Origin of the sequence: Mesorhizobium sp. ESP-6-4 (assembly GCF_020164735.1) — a bacterium.
Taxonomy (GTDB): domain Bacteria; phylum Pseudomonadota; class Alphaproteobacteria; order Rhizobiales; family Rhizobiaceae; genus Mesorhizobium.
In genome coordinates, this window is sequence record NZ_JAIUGS010000001.1 from 657,230 (window position 1) to 675,688 (window position 18,459).

At 63.6% G+C, this 18,459-nt stretch carries 20 protein-coding genes; 14 read left to right on the forward strand and 6 right to left on the reverse strand.

From position 1 onward, the window contains the following. The first annotated feature begins 24 nt into the window (after positions 1–24). The 4 genes from nthA to LB523_RS02975 all read left to right on the forward strand — a co-directional run bounded on the left by nthA (position 25) and on the right by LB523_RS02975 (position 2,894). Positions 25–642, forward strand: a complete 618-nt coding sequence (gene nthA, locus LB523_RS02960) for a nitrile hydratase subunit alpha (protein ID WP_224600854.1) — start codon at positions 25–27, stop codon at positions 640–642. Continuing rightward, positions 639–1,298 carry a nitrile hydratase subunit beta gene (gene nthB, locus LB523_RS02965; RefSeq protein WP_224600855.1) on the forward strand — a complete coding sequence of 220 codons (660 nt, stop codon included), beginning with the start codon at positions 639–641 and terminating at the stop codon, positions 1,296–1,298. Before nthA ends, nthB begins: the two co-directional genes overlap by 4 nt. After that, positions 1,285–1,635 (forward strand): nitrile hydratase accessory protein, encoded by a 351-nt coding sequence (locus LB523_RS02970; protein ID WP_224600856.1) that lies wholly within the window; start codon positions 1,285–1,287, stop codon positions 1,633–1,635. Before nthB ends, LB523_RS02970 begins: the two co-directional genes overlap by 14 nt. A gap of 131 nt (positions 1,636–1,766) precedes the next feature. Then, the gene (locus LB523_RS02975) at positions 1,767–2,894 is read left to right on the forward strand and encodes an ATP-dependent RecD-like DNA helicase (RefSeq protein WP_224600857.1); all 1,128 of its coding nucleotides are present in this window, start codon (positions 1,767–1,769) and stop codon (positions 2,892–2,894) included. A 230-nt stretch (positions 2,895–3,124) separates the two neighbouring features. Here LB523_RS02975 and LB523_RS02980 read toward each other — a convergent pair whose 3' ends face one another. Beyond that, positions 3,125–3,523, reverse strand: coding sequence for an STAS/SEC14 domain-containing protein (locus tag LB523_RS02980; RefSeq protein ID WP_140626916.1), 399 nt, complete (start codon positions 3,521–3,523; stop codon positions 3,125–3,127). A 109-nt stretch (positions 3,524–3,632) separates the two neighbouring features. On the opposite strand from LB523_RS02980, the gene LB523_RS02985 reads away from it, so the two are divergent. From LB523_RS02985 to LB523_RS02995, 3 genes are all read left to right on the forward strand, one after another. Then, positions 3,633–4,373: a pyridoxine 5'-phosphate synthase gene (locus tag LB523_RS02985; protein WP_095764797.1), complete on the forward strand. Its 741-nt coding sequence runs from the start codon at positions 3,633–3,635 to the stop codon at positions 4,371–4,373. An 86-nt stretch (positions 4,374–4,459) separates the two neighbouring features. Then, positions 4,460–6,373, forward strand: coding sequence for a potassium transporter Kup (locus LB523_RS02990; RefSeq protein WP_095765532.1), 1,914 nt, complete (start codon positions 4,460–4,462; stop codon positions 6,371–6,373). 147 nt (positions 6,374–6,520) lie between these two features. Continuing rightward, complete coding sequence (locus tag LB523_RS02995) at positions 6,521–8,437, forward strand: potassium transporter Kup (protein ID WP_140839874.1); 1,917 nt, start codon at positions 6,521–6,523, stop codon at positions 8,435–8,437. A gap of 146 nt (positions 8,438–8,583) precedes the next feature. Here LB523_RS02995 and LB523_RS03000 read toward each other — a convergent pair whose 3' ends face one another. Further along, positions 8,584–9,477, reverse strand: a complete 894-nt coding sequence (locus LB523_RS03000) for an SDR family oxidoreductase (RefSeq protein ID WP_224600858.1) — start codon at positions 9,475–9,477, stop codon at positions 8,584–8,586. A gap of 268 nt (positions 9,478–9,745) precedes the next feature. On the opposite strand from LB523_RS03000, the gene LB523_RS03005 reads away from it, so the two are divergent. Next, the gene (locus LB523_RS03005; protein WP_224600860.1) at positions 9,746–10,156 is read left to right on the forward strand and encodes a winged helix-turn-helix transcriptional regulator; all 411 of its coding nucleotides are present in this window, start codon (positions 9,746–9,748) and stop codon (positions 10,154–10,156) included. Positions 10,157–10,239: 83 nt separating this feature from the next. Further along, complete coding sequence (locus LB523_RS03010; RefSeq protein WP_224600862.1) at positions 10,240–11,469, forward strand: FAD-dependent oxidoreductase; 1,230 nt, start codon at positions 10,240–10,242, stop codon at positions 11,467–11,469. Here the strand turns inward: LB523_RS03010 and LB523_RS03015 are convergent. Both LB523_RS03015 and LB523_RS03020 read right to left on the reverse strand, forming a co-directional pair. Then, positions 11,423–12,142 (reverse strand): glutathione S-transferase family protein, encoded by a 720-nt coding sequence (locus LB523_RS03015; RefSeq protein ID WP_224600863.1) that lies wholly within the window; start codon positions 12,140–12,142, stop codon positions 11,423–11,425. The genes LB523_RS03010 and LB523_RS03015 overlap by 47 nt on opposite strands. 1 nt (position 12,143) lies before the next feature. After that, positions 12,144–12,449 carry a Rieske (2Fe-2S) protein gene (locus tag LB523_RS03020; RefSeq protein ID WP_224600865.1) on the reverse strand — a complete coding sequence of 102 codons (306 nt, stop codon included), beginning with the start codon at positions 12,447–12,449 and terminating at the stop codon, positions 12,144–12,146. A gap of 96 nt (positions 12,450–12,545) precedes the next feature. Between LB523_RS03020 and LB523_RS03025 the strand changes: the two genes are divergently transcribed. The 3 genes from LB523_RS03025 (at position 12,546) to ilvC (ending at position 14,830) form a co-directional block, all read left to right on the forward strand. Beyond that, complete coding sequence (locus LB523_RS03025) at positions 12,546–13,001, forward strand: MarR family winged helix-turn-helix transcriptional regulator (protein ID WP_224600866.1); 456 nt, start codon at positions 12,546–12,548, stop codon at positions 12,999–13,001. Positions 13,002–13,133: 132 nt separating this feature from the next. After that, positions 13,134–13,784: a TetR/AcrR family transcriptional regulator gene (locus LB523_RS03030; RefSeq protein ID WP_263490954.1), complete on the forward strand. Its 651-nt coding sequence runs from the start codon at positions 13,134–13,136 to the stop codon at positions 13,782–13,784. A gap of 26 nt (positions 13,785–13,810) precedes the next feature. After that, the gene (gene ilvC / locus LB523_RS03035) at positions 13,811–14,830 is read left to right on the forward strand and encodes a ketol-acid reductoisomerase (protein WP_140724924.1); all 1,020 of its coding nucleotides are present in this window, start codon (positions 13,811–13,813) and stop codon (positions 14,828–14,830) included. Positions 14,831–15,395: 565 nt separating this feature from the next. On the opposite strand, the gene LB523_RS03040 is transcribed toward ilvC, so the two are convergent. Further along, complete coding sequence (locus LB523_RS03040) at positions 15,396–15,680, reverse strand: PilZ domain-containing protein (RefSeq protein ID WP_095764807.1); 285 nt, start codon at positions 15,678–15,680, stop codon at positions 15,396–15,398. Between the two features lie 170 nt (positions 15,681–15,850). Beyond that, positions 15,851–16,438, reverse strand: coding sequence for a BA14K family protein (locus LB523_RS03045; protein WP_224545440.1), 588 nt, complete (start codon positions 16,436–16,438; stop codon positions 15,851–15,853). Positions 16,439–16,605: 167 nt separating this feature from the next. On the opposite strand from LB523_RS03045, the gene LB523_RS03050 reads away from it, so the two are divergent. Beyond that, positions 16,606–17,718, forward strand: coding sequence for an endonuclease/exonuclease/phosphatase family protein (locus LB523_RS03050; protein ID WP_224600868.1), 1,113 nt, complete (start codon positions 16,606–16,608; stop codon positions 17,716–17,718). Between the two features lie 5 nt (positions 17,719–17,723). Further along, on the forward strand, positions 17,724–18,440 hold the full coding sequence (locus LB523_RS03055; protein WP_224545534.1) for a hypothetical protein: 717 nt from the start codon (positions 17,724–17,726) through the stop codon (positions 18,438–18,440). Positions 18,441–18,459: the final 19 nt, after the last annotated feature.

Genomic DNA, 18,459 nt, shown 5'->3' on the forward strand with positions numbered 1-18,459 from the left:
CGCAGCCGATCCTAGTCTGTGACCATGTCCCATGATCATGACCACGACAACGAGCTCGATCCCTTCGCGGCGCACGTGCGCGCGCTGGAGACGATCCTGACCCAAAAGGGCCTGATCGACCCTGCGGCCATCGACGTCATCGTCGACACCTATGAGACGAAGATCGGCCCGCGCAACGGGGCGCGGGTGGTGGCGAAGGCCTGGAACGATCCAGCCTATGCCGAATGGCTCAAGCGCGACGCGACCGCGGCAATCGCGTCGCTGGGCTACACCGGCCGGCAGGGCGAGCACATGCAGGCCGTGTTCAACACCGAGGAGACGCACAACCTCGTCGTTTGCACGCTCTGCTCCTGCTATCCGTGGTCGGTGCTTGGCCTGCCGCCGGTCTGGTACAAGGCGCCGCCCTACAGGTCGCGGGCAGTGATCGATCCGCGCGGCGTGCTGGCGGAGTTCGGGCTGACGCTACCAGCAACCAAGAAAATCAGGGTCTGGGATTCGACGGCCGAGCTTCGCTACCTGGTGGTGCCGATGCGGCCGAAAGGCACGGAGGGCTGGAGCGAAGAGCAGCTCGCAGGGCTGGTCAGCCGCGATGCGATGATCGGCACCGCGCTTGCCAAAGAGCCGGAAGGGGAACCGGCATGAACGGACCGCAGGATCTCGGCGGGCAGATGGGTTTCGGGCCGGTCGCGCCCGAGAAGGACGAGCCTTATTTCCACGCGGCATGGGAGCGGCGGGCGCTCGGCGTGACACTTACCGCCGGGTCCATGGGCGCCTGGAATATCGACGAGAGCCGGCATGCGCGGGAATCGCTGCATCCCGCCGACTATTACTCATCGAGCTACTACCAGATCTGGATCAAGGCGCTGGAAGTGCTCCTGAAACGCCACGGCTTCGTCACCGAGCGCGACCTTGCGGCCGGCAAGGCAGTCGATCCCGCCGCCACGCCGAAAAGAGTGCTGAAGGCGGCGGATGTGCCGGCGGTGCTCGCCAAGGGCGGGCCTTGCAACCGGCCGGTCGCCACGCCGGCGCGTTTTCAGCCGGGCGACCGGGTGCGCACAAAGAATTTCAACCCGACCGGCCATACGCGCCTGCCGCGTTATGCGCGCGACAAGTACGGCAGGATCGAGGCGGTGCACGACGGCTTCGTCTTCCCCGACAGCAATGCGCACGGCAAGGGCGAGAACCCGCAATGGGTCTACACGGTGGTGTTCGAAGGGAGCGAGATCTGGGGCGAGGGCGCCGATCCGACGCTCAGCGTCTCGATCGACGCCTGGGAGAGCTATCTTGAGCCGGCATGAAGGTGCGTTGCCGGCTGGTTTCGATGAGCCGGTCTTTGCCGAGCCGTGGCAGGCCGAAGCCTTCGCCCTGACGGTTGCGCTGCACGGCAACGGCCTGTTCTCGTGGAGCGAATGGGCGGAGGCCCTGTCAGCCGAGGTGAAACAGCCTGCCGCGGCGAGCGACGGGCAGGATTACTACGAGCACTGGCTGACGGCGCTGGAGAAGCTTTTGTCCAGGAAGGGTGTCGCCCGCAAGAGCGAGGTCGATGAACTCGCCGCCGCCTGGGAACGCGCCGCGCATGCCACGCCGCATGGCAAGCCTATCCTGCTGGAGAATGATCCAGGCGCAGGCCGATAGATCGTTTTGTTCTCTTTACGTTCCGATTGGCGACTGGTAGCCTGAGTTGTCGAGGCTAGCGCCCGCAGCCGACCACGGTCGATACAGCGGCCAATCTTGTCTTTCGTCAGCGAATCCGGTCTGTCGCACTGATGGAATTTTCTCCCCAGCAGGATGAGGCTCTGAAAGCGGTCGGGCGCTGGCTCAAGGAGGGCCGGCCGCAGGTCTTTCGGCTGTTCGGCTATGCCGGCACCGGCAAGACGACGCTGGCGCGCTATTTCGCCGAGCATGTCGACGGCCAGGTGCAGTTCGCCGCCTTCACCGGCAAGGCGGCGCAGGTGCTGCGCTCGAAGGGGGCGAGCAACGCCCGCACCATCCATTCGCTGATCTATAGGCCGAAGGGCGAGGAATCGGTTGAGGACGAGGTGACCGGCAAGACATCGATGTCGCCGACCTTCTCGCTCAACCGGCAAAGCCCGATTTCGCGCGCCAAGCTTGTCGTCATCGACGAATGCTCGATGGTCGACGAGCAGCTCGGTCGCGACCTGCAGAGTTTCGGCACGCCGATCCTGGTGCTCGGCGACCCGGCGCAGCTGCCGCCGATCTCGGGCGGCGGCTTCTTCACCGAGCATGAGCCGGACGTTCTGTTGACCGAGATCCATCGCCAAGCGCGCGACAATCCGATCATCCGGCTGGCGCTCGACGTGCGCGAGGGCCGCGAATTCATGCATGGCGATTACGGTACGGCGCAGGTGATCGGCAGGGAAGCAGTCAACCAGGAGCTGGTGCTCAAGGCCGATCAGGTGCTGGTCGGCACCAACCGCACGCGCCGGCGCTACAATCAACGGCTGCGCGAGCTGAAGGGGTTCAACGCCGACTTCCCGCAAGCCGGCGACAAGCTGGTCTGCCTGCGCAACGACCCGGCCAAGGGGCTGCTCAACGGTTCGCTGTGGAAGGTGATGACCTCGTCGCGCGAGACGGTCAAGCCCGGCATCAACCTTTTGGTCTCGCCGGAAGAGGACGACCCCGACCGCGGCGTCGCCAAGATCAAGCTGCTCAAGGCGGCATTCGAGGATCCGGATGCCGAAATCCCCTGGCAGCAGAAGAAGCGCTTCGACGATTTCGATTACGGCTATGCGCTGACCGTGCACAAGGCACAGGGCTCGCAGTGGAACGACGTGGTGCTGTTCGACGAGAGCTGGGCGTTCAAGGAGACCAGGCAGCGCTGGCTCTACACCGCCATCACCCGCGCCGCCGAGCGGCTGACGGTCGTGCGCTAGGGTTGTTGGCATTCAGGTGAGGCCGGCCTGCAAATGGCGGCTTCCTGCGCTTCCGGTGCTCACATACGTCAAGCACGCTCCGCTCCGGCCTTGGCCGGCCGAAGCTCTCATAAGCGTCTCCGCTCTATGAAGGCTACGGCCGGCGTAGGCCGGTTCCCGGAAACCATCCAGTTTGGTCGCTTCGCGCCCGTCTTCGACTCCGGCTCGGCCTGACCTGAATCTCAACAACCCTAGTCCGTTGGTCTTGCGCCAAGCCATTGCCAGGCGGCTTCCTCGTCGTCGACGCCAAAGCGCCTGAATTCGAAAGGCAGCGTCTTGGGGAAAAGGCCGGCGACGAGGGGGGCCCAACTCGGCTCGCCGATGGCCGCGCAGCGCACGACATGTTGCATCGCGTCGGCCACGCCCTGCTTGAGCGTGTCTTGCTTGATATTGGCCCAGTCGACGCTTTCCTCGTCGGTCAACCTGACCAGCACGTCGATCCTGGGATGCAGCGCGTAGGCGGCCTCCAGCAGGCCGAACAGGTTTTCCGCATCGGCCGGCGAGACATCGCCGACGACGTCGATGGCGAAAAGCGCATCGCGGTTGGTTTCGATGCGGCGGATCGCCGGCACGGCTTCGAGGAAATTCACTGGCAAATCCTTATCTTAGCCTCCATCTATCCCCTGGAACACGCGAAACCCTCTATCTGTTCCCGTCAAAGGCGCTATAGATGCGCGCCGATCCACTGGACCCCAGCTCATGCCCGCCAAGCTTTCGGTCAATCTCAACGCCGTCGCCATGCTGCGCAACCGTCGCGACCTGCCATGGCCGAGCGTGACCGGACTTGGCCGCATAGCGCTTGCCGCCGGCGCGCACGGGCTGACGGTCCATCCGCGCCCTGACGAGCGGCACACCAGGCATTCCGACCTGCCGGAGATCAGGGCGCTGATCGATGATGAGTTTCCGGGCGCGGAGTTCAACATCGAGGGCTATCCGACCGAGGATTTCCTGGCGCTTGTCGAAAAGAACCAGCCCGAGCAAGTGACGCTGGTGCCGGACGACCCTGCGCAGGCGACTTCTGACCATGGCTGGAACTTCGTCGCCCAGGCGGCGTTCCTCACTCCGATCGTCAAGCGGTTGAAGAAGGGCGGGTTTCGCGTGTCTTTGTTTTCCGACGCGGATCCGGACGCGGTCAGTGCGGCTCGCGACACCGGCGCCGACCGCATCGAGCTCTATACCGGGCCATATGGAGGTTACCATTCTGATTCCGCAAAGGCGGCGAAAGAACTGGAAAGGTTGGGAAAAACCGCTGATGCGGCGTTCGCGGCCGGGCTCGGTGTCAATGCCGGCCACGATCTGACCGTGAAGAACCTGCCGCCGCTGGCCAAACGCATTCCGGCATTAGCCGAAGTATCGATCGGACATGGGTTGACAGCGGATGCGCTGGAGTATGGCATGGCCGGCACTGTCGGGCGGTTCTTGAAGGCCTGCGGATGGTAGGGCGCCTTGCGTAGCTCCGGCAGTTTCGGTGCGTCCCGCGCGTTGCGGCGACCTCGAAGCGTGGCGAATCTGATGAAATGGGGTTCATGGTGCTAGCCAACGCCAGCGAGACGGAATCCCTCGAACGCTCCGGCCATGCCGAAACCGAGCGGCAGCACAGCACCAAGGTTCTCATGCTTGGCGCGCTGGGCGTCGTCTACGGCGATATCGGCACGAGCCCGATCTACGCCTTCCGCGAGGCGCTGCATGCCTCGTCGAGCTCGGTCGCCCGCCATGACGTGCTCGGCGTGCTGTCGCTGATCGTCTGGGCGCTCACCATCATTGTCACGATAAAATATGTCGCTTTCGTGCTCAGGGCCGACAACAAGGGCGAAGGCGGCACGCTGTCGCTGATGTCGCTGGCGCGCAGCGCCTACCCCCCGGGCTCGCGTTTCATCCTGGTTATCGGCCTTTGCGGCGCGGCATTGTTCTTCGGCGATTCGATCATCACGCCGGCGATCTCGGTGCTTTCGGCGGTTGAGGGCCTGAAAGTCGTCACCCCGGCGCTCGATGCCTATGTGGTCCCGATCACGCTGGTCATCCTGGCCGTGCTTTTCGCCGTGCAACGCTTCGGCACGGGCAAGGTGGCGGCGGTGTTCGGACCCGTGACGGCGACATGGTTCGTGGCCATCGGAGCGGCCGGCGTCTATCATATCGTCGACGACCCGTCCGTCTTCCTGGCGATCAATCCATATTACGCGATCTATTATCTCGCCACCACGCCGACGGGCGCCTTCGTCACCGTGGGTGCCGTGTTCCTGGCCGTCACCGGCGCCGAGGCGCTCTATGTCGACCTCGGCCATTTCGGCCGCAAGCCGATCGTGATGGCCTGGTTCGCAATCGTTTTCCCTTGCCTGCTCCTGAATTATTTCGGGCAGGGCGCCTTCGTGCTCTCGCATGGCGGCAAGCCCACCAACCCGTTCTTCCAGATGCTGCCCGAATGGGCGCTGATGCCGATGGTGGGCCTGGCGACTGCGGCCACCGTCATCGCCAGCCAGGCCGTCATTTCCGGCGCCTTCTCGCTGACACGGCAGGCCGTGCAGCTCAACCTTCTGCCCCGTATCGAAGTGCAGCACACATCCGAGATGCAGAGCGGCCAGATCTATATGCCGAGGGTGAACCTCCTGGTCGCGCTCGGCGTCATGCTTCTGGTCGTCGGTTTCGGCAGCTCGAGCGCGCTCGCCTCGGCCTATGGCATTTCGGTGACCGGCGAGATGCTGATGACGACGATCCTTTTGTTCGTCGTCATGCGCTGGCTCTGGAAATGGCAGGTTGCGGCCGCACTGGCGCTGGCATTGCTGTTCGGCGTTATCGATCTCGGCTTCTTCTCGGCCAATGTCGTCAAGATCGTCGAAGGGGGCTGGGTGTCGATCACCGTCGCCTGCCTCATGGGCCTGATCATGTGGACCTGGATCCGCGGAACCCGCTACCTTTTCGACAAGACGCGCCGCAACGAGATCCCGCTCGATTTCCTGGCGGCAAATCTCCTGAAGAAGAAGCCGCAGCTGGTCTCGGGCACCGCCGTGTTCCTGACCAGCGATCCGCTGAGCGCGCCGACGGCGCTGATGCACAGTCTCAAGCACTACAAGGTGCTGCACGAAAAGAACGTCATCCTGTCGGTGGTGACGGCGCCGCAGCCAGTGGTGCCCGACAGCGAGCGCGTCAAGCTGGAGACGGTCAACGAGCTTTTCATGCGCGTGACGCTGACCTTCGGCTACATGGAGCAGCCGAACATTCCGCGCGCCTTGGCCATCTGCCGCAAGCAGGGCTGGAAGTTCGACATCATGACGACGTCGTTCTTCCTGTCGCGCCGTTCGCTGAAAGCCTCGCCCAATTCCGGCATGCCGGTCTGGCAGGATCGCCTGTTCATCGGCCTCGCGCGGACGGCTGCGGATGCGACGGAGTATTTCCAGATTCCCACCGGACGCGTGGTCGAGATCGGCACGCAGGTCGCTATCTGACGAGGCCGTTTCTATCGGATGACGATGCAGGCGCGCTCCGTGCACAGTGAAGCCGTGCGTCGGCGGCATGGGAGCCCTCACGCTAGGGCACTTGATATTGCACTGCAGCAAGCGTAGAGCACCGCGCGTTTTATCGGAGTGTGGTCCATGGCCCTTGCCAATGGTGCTGAGGCAGAACCCGTCGACCAATCGAGCCATCCAGAGATCGAACAGCACAGCGCCAAGGTGTTGATGCTGGGGGCGCTCGGCGTCGTCTATGGCGATATCGGCACGAGCCCGATCTACGCCTTCCGCGAGGCGCTGCACGCCTCGTCGGGCGGCGACGTGGCCAACCGCGCCGACATTCTCGGCGTGCTGTCGCTGATTATCTGGTCGCTCACCATCACGGTCACGGTGAAGTACATCATGTTCGTGCTGCGCGCCGACAACCGCGGCGAGGGCGGCGTGCTGTCGCTAATGGCGCTGGCGCGCGGCACTTTTCCGACACGCTCGGCGATCGTGCTCGGCATCGGCATCGTCGGCGCGTCGCTGTTCTTCGGCGATGCTGTCATCACGCCAGCCATCTCGGTGCTGTCGGCGGTCGAGGGCATGAACGTCGTCACACCCGCCTTCCAGCCCTATGTGGTGCCGCTGACATTGCTCATTCTCGCAGCCGTGTTTGCGGTGCAGCGTTTCGGCACGGGCGGTGTGGGCCTGGTGTTCGGGCCGGTCACCGCCATATGGTTCCTTGCCATCGGCGTTTCCGGGCTGAAGCACATCATCTCGGACCCGGAAATCCTGTGGGCCATAAGCCCGCACTACATCGTGGCCTTCTTCATCAATTCGCCCGACGTGTCCTTCGTCACGGTCGGCGCCGTCTTCCTGGCCGTCACCGGCGCCGAGGCGCTCTATGCCGACCTCGGCCATTTCGGCCGCAAGCCGATCGTGCTGGCCTGGCTTGCAATCGTGTTTCCCTGTCTGCTTTTGAACTACGCCGGGCAGGGCGCCTATGTGCTTGCCAAGGGGGGCACGGTCGGCCACCCGTTTTTCGAGATGAATGAGGGCTGGGCGCTGATCCCCATGGTGGTCCTTGCGACCGCAGCGACCGTGATTGCCAGCCAGGCCGTCATCTCCGGCGCCTATTCGCTGACCAGACAGGCGGTGCAGCTCAACATGCTGCCGCGACTCGAAATCCTGCATACGTCGGAGAAGCAGTCCGGCCAGGTTTATATGCCGCGCGTCAATATGCTCCTGGCGCTGGTGGTGATGCTGTTGGTGGTTGGCTTCGGCGAATCCAGTAGGCTCGCCTCGGCCTATGGCATTTCCGTCACAGGCAACATGCTGGTGACGACGACGCTGCTGTTCATCGTCATGACACGCATCTGGAAGTGGAATATCTGGCCGGCGATCGGCCTGACGGCGGTGTTCGCCCTGATCGACATAGGCTTCTTCGCCTCCAACATCGTCAAGGTGTTCGAGGGGGGCTGGGCCTCTCTCGCGGTCGCCTTCGCCATTATCCTCGGCATGTGGACTTGGGTGCGCGGCAGCCGCTATTTGTTCGACAAGACGCGCCGCAACGAGATCCCGCTCGATTTCCTGGCGGGAAACCTGTTGAAGAAGAAGCCGCAGCTGGTCTCGGGCACCGCCGTGTTCCTGACTAGCGATCCGCTGAGCGCCCCCACGGCGCTGATGCACAGCCTGAAGCACTACAAGGTGCTGCACGAAAAGAACGTCATCCTGTCGGTGGTGACGGCGCCGCAGCCTGTGGTGCCCGACAGCGAGCGCGTCAAGCTGGAGACGGTCAACGAGCTTTTCATGCGCGTGACGCTGACCTTCGGCTACATGGAGCAGCCGAACATTCCGCGCGCCTTGGCCATCTGCCGCAAGCAGGGCTGGAAGTTCGACATCATGACGACGTCGTTCTTCCTGTCGCGCCGTTCGCTGAAAGCCTCGCCCAATTCCGGCATGCCGATCTGGCAGGACCGGCTGTTCATCGGCCTGGCGAAGACGGCATCGGACGCGACGGAGTATTTCCAGATTCCCACCGGACGCGTGGTGGAGATTGGCACGCAGGTCGCGATCTGAGAGGCTGGGCCATGCCTGCCGCGGCTGGACACCGCATCTCGGAAAGGCGCGCTTGTCGCGACCGCTGAGAGCCTGATCCGGCTCGGATGCCCAAGAAATCGAAGTGAAGCGCGCCCGGGGGGACGACCTCCCAGGCGCGCCAGACTTCAGCCGAGCAATGCGGCCTTGTTCGCTTCGAGGAACTGCTTCAGCGTCCGCGGCTTGCGGCCTGAGAGCTTCTCGACCGCATCGGTCACCTCGCCTATGCGGCCGGCGCGGGTGTTGGCATCGAAGGAGACGATGATACGGGCGAAATCCTCGGGAACGCCCGCCGCTTTCACCCCTTCGGTCAGCGCCTCGTCCGGCAACTGGATGACCTCCAGCGGCTTGCCGGTCACTTCGCTTACCAGCGCCGCAATTTCATTCGTGGTATAGGCCTGCGGGCCGGTCAGCGTGTAGATGTGGCTTTCCTTGGAGCCGGATGCGAGGCCGGCGGCGATGGCGGCCGCCATATCGTCGCGCGCGCCGTGAGCGATGCGGCCGTCGGCGGCCGAGCTGTACCACTTGCCCGACGAAATGGCATGCGGCAGCGACCTGAACAGGTTCTCCTGATACCAGCCGTTGCGGAAGATGGTGTAGGGGATGCCGCTCGCCTTGATCGCCTCTTCGGTGCCGTAATGGTCGCCAGCAAACAGCACCGGCGAGCCGGGCTCCGGATTGGGCATTGAGGTATAGAGCAGGTGCGAGACCTTGGCCGCCTTGGCGGCGGCCACCGCTGCCTGGTGCTGCTTCAGGCGCCGGTCGCTTTTCAGGTCGAGCTCGCCGGTCGAGATGACAAGCACCCGGTCGGCGCCCGTGAACGCTGCTTCCAGCGAAGCCTTATCGTCGAAGTCGGCGGCTCTCACAGCGACGCCCCGCGCAGCCAGATCGGCGAGATTTTCCGGGTTGCGTGTGGTGGCGATGATATTGGCTGGCGCGACTTTCCGTTCGCCAAGCAGATGAGTGATGACGGCGCGGCCAAGATGGCCGGAAGCACCGGTTACGAGAAGGGTTTCGGTCATCGGGTTATCCCTTGAAAATGCCAATGGCGGGTCTGACTTGTGGTCTCAAAAAGAGACCAGCGCTAAAATAGGAATTGACTGCAGGCCGTAAAGAAGGCAGTTTTTCGGGAGGTAGGCACTGCCAGGGAACCGCCCCGGCCGGCCTAAAGCGCGTCGCGATCTTTCAGATTCGCTCCATGCGCTTTAGGTTTGATTTTACGCATGTCTTTATCCCGAAACCGGTTCCCACTTTCGGGAGATGCTTTAGTTTCGATCAGCGGGTGTCGCGATGGACAGCAAGATCTTAAATCTGAAAGCCAAGCTCGAGGTCTACAAGGCCATGACGAACGGCGCCAATTTCGCCAATTGTCCGGTCCGCGACGTGATCCAGGGCATCAGCGGCAAATGGAGCTCGCTGCTGGTGATGGCACTGGCCGAGAAGCCCTATCGCTTCGGCGAGCTGCGCCGGCTGGTTCCCGACATCTCGCAGCGCATGCTGACGCAGACGCTCCATGATCTGCAGCGGGACGGCTACGTGCACCGCGAGGTGTTCCCGACCAAGCCGCCGAGCGTCGAATACAGCCTGACCGATCTTGGACGTTCGATGTTCCTGCCTCTGCAACAGCTCGTTCAATGGGCCGAACTCAATCATGACGCGGTGCGCGATGCGCGCGCCGCCTTCGACACCGCCCAGGGCTGATCTCTCGACACAAGCGTCAAAGCGCCCGATTGATCCGGCGCGTTCCAAGCGGGATTGTCCCCGCAGGGTCGGGTTGGGGGACGATGGGCAAGTCTTACGAGATCGCGATTGCCGGCGCTGGTCCGGCCGGGCTGGCGGCAGCGCTTTACCTCAAGCGGGCCGGACACAAGGTCACCATTTTCGAGCGTTTCGACGCGCCGAGGCCTGTCGGTTCCGGTCTCATCCTGCAGCCGACCGGGCTGACCGTGCTCGCCGATCTCAGCCTGCTCGATGAGATCCTTTCACTTGGCAGCCGCATCGAGCGGCTGCACGGCACTGACGCCGGCAGCGGGCGCACGGTGCTCGAAGTCCGCTATGACGCGCGGCGCGGCCGCCGCTTCGGCCTCGCCGTGCATCGGGCGGCGCTGTTCGGGGTGCTCTACCGCGCCGCCTTGCGCGAAGCGATCGCCATCGAAACCAATGTCGAGGTGGAAACGCTGGAAGTCGGCGAACGGGCGACGCTGGTCTGCGGCAACGGCAGGCGGCTCGGGCCGTTCGACCTCATTGTCGATGCCAGCGGCGCGCGCTCGAAACTGCGGTCATATCTCGGCGATAACGCCATGCCACGGCCGCTCGCCTATGGCGCATTCTGGGCGTCGCTTGGATGGCGGGATGGCTTTGACAGAAGCGCGCTGCTGCAGCGCTATGACAAGGCGAGCGTCATGGTCGGCGTGCTGCCGATCGGCCGGCCGGAGCCCGGCGCGCAAGAGATGGCGGCCTTCTTCTGGAGCCTCAAGCCGGCCGATGCCGAACAGATAAAGGCGAAGGGCCTCGATGCCTGGAAAGCGAGGGTGGTCTCTGTGTGGCCAGAGTGCGAGGCTTTCACTAGCCAGATCGACAGTTTCGAGCAGCTCTCGCTCGCCCGCTATGGCCACCACACGATGACACTGCCCGCCGGCCGGCGGCTTGCCGTCATCGGCGATGCCGCGCATTCGACCAGCCCGCAGCTCGGGCAAGGCGCGAACATGGCGCTGCTCGACGCCGCGGCGCTCAGCCATGCGCTGGCGCACGCGAACGGCATAGATGAAGCGCTGGCGACCTATGTAAGTGCGCGCCGTTGGCATGTGCGCGTCTTCCAGGCGCTGTCGCTGTCGCTGACGCCGTTCTACCAATCGGACTCCGCGGCCTTGCCCTTTGTCCGCGACCGTATGGTGGCGGCGCTGGCAAGAGTTCCGCCAGGGCCGCAATTCCTTGCCGCGATGGTCGCCGGAACCGTGATTGATCCGTTCAGGCGGATCGGGCTTGCGGAGTTGCAATGGCCTGCAGCCGGATGATCTCGGACAGGTAAGACCCCTTTGCCCGCAGGAAGGCGTGCAGCCGCCACGGATAGTCCGGGCTGACGGCTTCCTTCACCGATTTCCGTTCGCTCAACGCCTCGCGCCAGGCTTGGACGAGCGGCTTGCCGTCCAGAATGCCGAAGTCACCGATGCGGTCGAACATGTCGAAATAGCGGAAGACCGGTCCGTAGACGGCGTCGACCAGCGAGAAACGATCTCCGGCGAACCACGGACCGCTTTGCCTTGCCGCGAGTTCTGCTTCCACACGCGCGAACATCCCGGACAAGCCTCTGCTTTCACGGAGGAAAGCGGCTTCATCGGCAGCGGAATAGAAGCGGCCGATGGCATTGAGGATCGCCGAGCCGAATTCGATCCAGGCGCGATGCCTGGCCCGCAGCAGCGGATCGGCAGGGTGCAAGGGATTGGCCTCCGTCTCCTCGAGAAATTCGAGGATAACGGCGGATTCGAAAATGACTTCCTGCGCGTCGCCATGCCGGACGCGCAGCAGCGGCACCTTGCCGAGCGGCGAGACCGCCTTGAACCAGTCCGGCTTGTTGGCAAGGTCGACATCGACCCGTTCGAACGGCACGCCTTTCTCGGCAAGCGAGATCGCGGCGCGCTGGACGTAGGGGCAGAGGTGATGGCTGACGAGGGTGAGCCTGGCGGTCATCTCATTCCCCCCAGACATAGTTCAGCGCGCCGTCTTCGACGCGGGTCGACAGGAACATCAGGCGGGAGCCCTTCGGCGCCGGGCCTTCCAGGCGCTCGCCGCTTGCCATGTCGAATGTCGCGCCGTGCCATTGGCAGACAAGTGAGCCGTCCTTGCATTCCAGCGGCCCGCCGAAATGCAGGCAGGCATTGGCCGCGGCGCGGATGCGCTCGCCACTGCGCCAGACATGGACCTCGCGGCCGAAGAACGGCGCGATCAGGCTGCCGGTTTGCGGGATATCGGCGATCTTGCAGATTTCATGTTTCATCGGAGAACTCCATATCGATGCGTTTGCATCTATATAGATGCATTTGCATCGATCGTCAAGCTTGATGCATTTGCATCTATCCGCTAGGCTGCGCCGATGACGAAGAAATCCCCATCGCCCGAAGCCGTCACCGCCTGGGCGCGCCTCATGCGCGTCTCGCGCCAACTGGTCGAAAAGACCGAGGACGCGCTGAAGGCCAGCGGGCTGCCGCCGCTAGGCTGGTATGACGTGCTGCACGAGCTGGCGGAAGCGGGCGAGGGAGGGCTGCGGCCGTTCGAGCTGATCGATCGCGTTCTGTTGGCACAGTACGGCGTTTCAAGGCTGCTGGCCCGGCTGGAAGCGAATGGCCTGGTCGAAAAGCTGCCGGTCTCCGATGACGGCCGGGGCCAGACCGTGCGCATCACGCCAAGCGGTCGGGACATGCGCCGCCGCATCTGGGCCGTCTATGGCGCTTCGATCGCGCAACTGATGGGCGACAGGCTTCCGGCCCAGGACCTGAAGACATTGGCCAGCCTGCTCGGACGGCTTCGCGATCCACCGACGAGCGATTAGCTGCCGAGCTTTTCGCTGTTTCCGCCGGTCATTTTTCGCCGCGCCCCTTGCATCCGGAACCGGAATGCGCAATAAGCCGAACCGTAACGTACGGTACGCATCCGGGCGACCGGAAAAACAGGACAGAACGTGCTGCAGGCAGGCGCCGACATCGACAACAGCGAGACGCTCACCGAGCGCCAGCAGGCCGTTCTGGATGCGGCGCTTCGCCTGCTGGTCGAGGAGGGCGACAACCTGACGATGACCGCGGTGGCGCGGCGGGCAAGCTGCTCCAAGGAAACGCTCTACAAATGGTTCGGCGACCGCGACGGGCTGCTGACGGCGACAGTGCAGTGGCAGGCGTCCAAAGTGCGCGTGGCGCCGGTCGATCGCGAAGGGCTCGACCTTGCTTCGCTGACCGCGAGCCTCGAACGCTTCGCATCCGACTGGCTCAAGGTAATTTCCAGCGACACCTCGATCGCGCTCAACCGTGTCGCGGTCAGCCATGCCGGCTCGGGCAAGGACGATCTCGGCGCCGTCGTGCTGCAGAACGGCCGCTTTGCCTTGGCGAAGCGCCTGAAGCCTGTGCTCGAAGCCGGACGCCAGGCAGGACTGCTCGATTTCGAGGACGCCGAGACGGCGTTCCGGACCTTTTTCGGCCTGGTCGGCCGGGACGTGCAGATTCGTCTGCTGCTCGGCGATCGGGTGGATTTGACTGGGGCGACGATCGGCGGCGATGCCCGCCGCGCGACGCAACAGTTTCTCGCTCTTTTCGGAGCAAAAACCGGGCCGCAGGCCCTCTGATCTTCAAAACGGGAAGGAAGACCACAATGCGTGTCTATTACGATCGTGACGCCGATCTGAACCTCATCAAGGGCAAGAAGGTCGCCATCATCGGCTATGGCAGCCAGGGCCGGGCGCACGCGCTCAATCTCAAGGATTCCGGCGTCAAGGAGATCGCCATCGGCCTGAAGGCCGGCTCGGCGACCGCCAAGAAGGTCGAGGCCGACGGGCTCAAGGTGATGAGCGTGGCGGACGCCGCCAAATGGGCCGACCTGATGATGATGGCGACGCCCGACGAATTGCAGGCCGACATCTACAAAAACGAGATCGCGCCGAACATCCGCGACGGCGCCGCGATCGCCTTCGCGCACGGCCTCAACGTGCATTTCGGCCTGATCGAGCCGAAGGCTTCGGTCGACGTCGTCATGATCGCGCCGAAGGGCCCGGGCCACACGGTGCGCGGCGAATACCAGAAGGGCGGCGGCGTGCCGTGCCTGGTGGCCGTCAACCAGGACGCTTCGGGCAACGCGCTCGACCTCGCGCTCTCCTACGCCTGCGGCGTCGGCGGCGGCCGCTCGGGCATCATCGAGACCAATTTCCGCGAGGAATGCGAGACCGACCTGTTCGGCGAGCAGGTGGTGCTGTGCGGCGGCCTGGTCGAGTTGATCCGCGCTGGTTTCGAGACGCTGGTGGAAGCCGGCTACGCGCCGGAAATGGCCTATTTCGAGTGCCTGCACGAGGTGAAGCTGATCGTCGACCTGATCTATGAAGGCGGCATCGCCAACATGAACTACTCGATCTCGAACACCGCCGAATGGGGCGAATATGTCTCGGGTCCGCGCATCATCACCGCCGAGACCAAGGCCGAGATGAAGCGCATCCTGAAGGACATCCAGACCGGCAAGTTCACCTCGGAATGGATGCAGGAATATCGCGCCGGCCTGTCGCGCTTCAAGGGCATCCGCCGTGGCAACGACAGCCACCAGATCGAGGAAGTCGGCGCCAAGCTGCGCGCGATGATGCCGTGGATCGCCAAGAACAAGCTGGTCGACAAGGCGAAGAACTAAGGCGATCCACGTCTTTTTGCCTGCGCGTCCTCGGGCTTCGCCCTGCGGTCGCGCGGGTGATCGCCGAGAACAAGCTGGTCGACAAGGCGAAGAACTAAACTAATTCTCGTGTTGTTGCGCATCTCATGAGACCGGCGGAGCGATCCGCCGGCCTTTTCTCTAGTGGTTCTGCATAGGGATTTTGACCGGTTGGCCATGTTTGTGTTGGCGGGTGGCATGCCCTGGAGATTGGCCAATGCGCCCACCCAGTCGTCATCCACGAGCGGAGCAAGGAGCGAAGCGACGCGCGCAGACCCGAGGATCCATGCCGTGACGCAGGAGCGCTGCTGCGGTGCAGATTCTGCTCCGATGCATTCCACGGCTCAGGTCACGAATGGATTCCAGGGTCTTCGCGACGCCGCTTCGCGGCTGCTCCGCCCTGGAATGACGAGGTTAGGAGGCTTCGGCCAATCCCCGGCGTTTGCACTGATTTCACGGAAAGGAACGGTGAAAATCGTATCCGTCGACAGACCGCAACCTTTTAAACTCCGTGTGCATAACCATTAGGTAAGCCAGTCGCCGCGGCTCACCCGTAGTGCCAGTGCGGCTTGGGCTCGGTGCCGGTGAACTCGACGCCGATGCGGTCCTCGCGGCGCCAACGGACCACCGCCCTATAGCCGATGCCGTCGATCGGCACATAAAGAAGGAATTCGTCCGGCACGCGCGCATCGATCGGCACTTTCAACTCTGCGCCGTTAGCATGCATGTTGCGCACCGTGCATCTGACCTCGGAATTGTTGATGCCGGTCAGGATCGCCGCGCCTTTGAGCACGCGTTGCCTGTGTTGGTTTCTGTGTTCGTTTTCGGCCATGGCGTGCACGTCTCGCACCCCGTTCGCGCGAATCGTCATATTGAGGGACAACGGCATGGATGAATAGCCGCCGCCGATGAATTTAGGGTTATCGGCCGATGGCGGACACAGGTTCGGCAAAATAAAACGGCGCCGCGAAGGGCGCCGTCTCATCCTTCCTGCCGAAGGGCTCAGATATAGGGCGAGATGCACTGCCGGCGCGGGCCGTAATTGGGCTGGAACGTGTTGTCCCAGGCCCGATAGGACCGGTAGCGGTCGTAGCACCATTGGACATGGGCCCTGGAAAGCCGCTCGGTCCGGTAGATGCGCCGTGGCTGAACGTAGCGCGGGTAGGGGTCGTAATAATATGGATCGTAGTAGTTGTTGTAGGCGAGGCTACCCAGGCCCAGGCCTAGCCCAAGCCCCAGAAGGGCGGCGTCACCATTGTCGAAACGCCGATGATGGCGATGATGCCGCCAGCGCCAGTCGCCATCCCCATCCCAGTTGCGGGAGAAATGACGAGAGCGGAAGTCGTCGCCGCGCCATCTGAAATCTCGGCCCCGCCAGTCGCCACCGCGCCGCCAGCGCCAGTCATACATCCCCTGCCGGTCATTGCCGCCGGCCCAACTGTCGCGGATGGGTATGATGGTTGCCGCCGTGCTGGTTGCGGTCGACAGATCGGGTTGCAGGATTGGGCCGGCCACCGACGGTGCCGTCACGCCGGCAACGAAACCGAGGGCCAGGAGCCCGGATCGAAGGGAAGAGAAAAGCGGTTTCATTTCACTCTCCAAGGAGCAAAGGCCCCACGCCCAGCACACCCCGGGAAGAGGCCCATTGTTGGAACTTTCCGTCTGAACGGAAGATGAACGGAAAGGTTCCATCAACCATAACGAGTATCGCGCCTGGCTCTTGTTTTCGTCCCCGCTTGCGGGCAAAGGTCACGGCCATGTCGCTTCGGCTTGCCACCTTCAACGTCGAGAACCTGATGAGCAGGTTCGATTTCTCGGGCTATCGCAACCAGCTCAATGAAGACCGCACGCTGGCGCTGTTCGATATCCAGAGCGAGGCCGAATACCGGTTTCTCGAGCAGGCTCGTGCCATCGCCCAGTCCGACGACACGCGCCAGCTGACGGCGCTCGCCATAGCAGCCACCCGCGCCGACATCATCTGCATGCAGGAGGTCGACAATATCGAGGCGCTGAAGGCTTTCGAATATGGCTATCTGTTCAAGATGATCGGCCAGGGCTACCGGCAGAAATACACCACCGCCGGCAACGATACGCGCGGCATCGATGTCGCGGTGATGATGCGCAACGAAACCGCGCAAGGGCAGCCGATCGACTTCGTGCGCATGACCAGCCATGCCTATGTCACCTTCGAACAGTTCGGCCTGTTCACGCCGGAGCTCGCCGCGCTCGGCTATCTCGCCAATGAGCGTGTCTTTCGCCGCGACTGCCTGGAGATCGACCTGAGGGTCGGCGGCGTGCCGTTGACGCTCTATCTGGTGCATTTCAAATCGATGGGGCCGCCGCGCAACGGGCTGGATGGCCGCCAGGCGTCGATGCCGCTGCGCATCGCGGAAGCGCAAGCGGTGCGCCGAATCGTCGAGGAGCGTTTCGGCAAGGACCATGCCGCCGACAAACGCTGGGCGATCTGTGGCGACATGAATGATTACCGGCAGCGCGTGAAGATCGATGGCGACGCCATCGACGGCTACCATTTCGAGGTCATAGACGAAGCCCGGTCCTCGATCGATGTGCTCACCGTCGGCGGCTTTTGCGAGAATGTTGTCGAGCGGCGTCCGGAGATGGACCGCTGGAGCTTCTACCATACGCGCGGCCCGGAGGAGCGGCACCTTTGCCAGCTCGACTATATCCTGCTGTCGAAGGCGCTGGCCGCGAAGAACGCCACCGCCGTTCCCGACATCATCCGCAATGGCCAGCCCTGGCGTACCATCTTTCCGCCCGGACAGGAGGTCGAACGTTTCCCGCGCGCGGGCTGGGACAGGCCGAAAGCGTCGGACCATTGCCCGGTGGCGATCACACTGGACATGGCATGACGCTGTTGAGTTTCGACCTGCCGCGCAACGTCATCCTTCCGGTCGATGCGGTCGACGTCCGCCTCGATCCCGGCCCACATCCCTTCGCGCTGAGCAATGCGGCAGCCATCGCCGAGAACTGGCGGCGGGAGATCGCCGCCAACCCGGCATTGTTCGACGGCGCCGTGGTGCTGCTTGCCGAGCTTGCCTACCGCGACGGCCGCCTCGTCGGCCGCTGCCATGCGGTCAACTATTCGACCTTCATGCTGTGGCGCAAGCGGCGCGAGAATTCCGGCGCCGAGCACGCCTACGCGCATGCCGTGCTGGTCGCCGGCGACAATGCGCTGGTCGCGATCCGCATGGGGCCGCACACGGTCAATGCCGGCCGCGTCTATTTCGCCGCCGGCTCCTTCGAGCCGATCGATTTCCGCGACGGACTGGTCGATGTCGACTTCAACATGATCCGCGAGGTGAGGGAGGAGACCGGGCTCGATCTTTCGACGGCTGAACGCGGACAGCGCTATCACGCGCTATCGACGGCAAGCGGTACGGTCATCTTCCGCCGCTACCGGGTCGCGGAATCCGCCGACGAGTTGGCGCGGCGTATCACCGCCTTCGTCGCCGCCGAGACCGACCCGGAGATCGAAGGGCCGGTCATCATCCGCCACGCCGGCGATCTGCCCGCCGGCCTGATGCCGCACATGAAGCCGCTGGTCGAGTGGCATTTCGGCGGCGATCGTTAGCAGCACCCCCCGCTCTTTC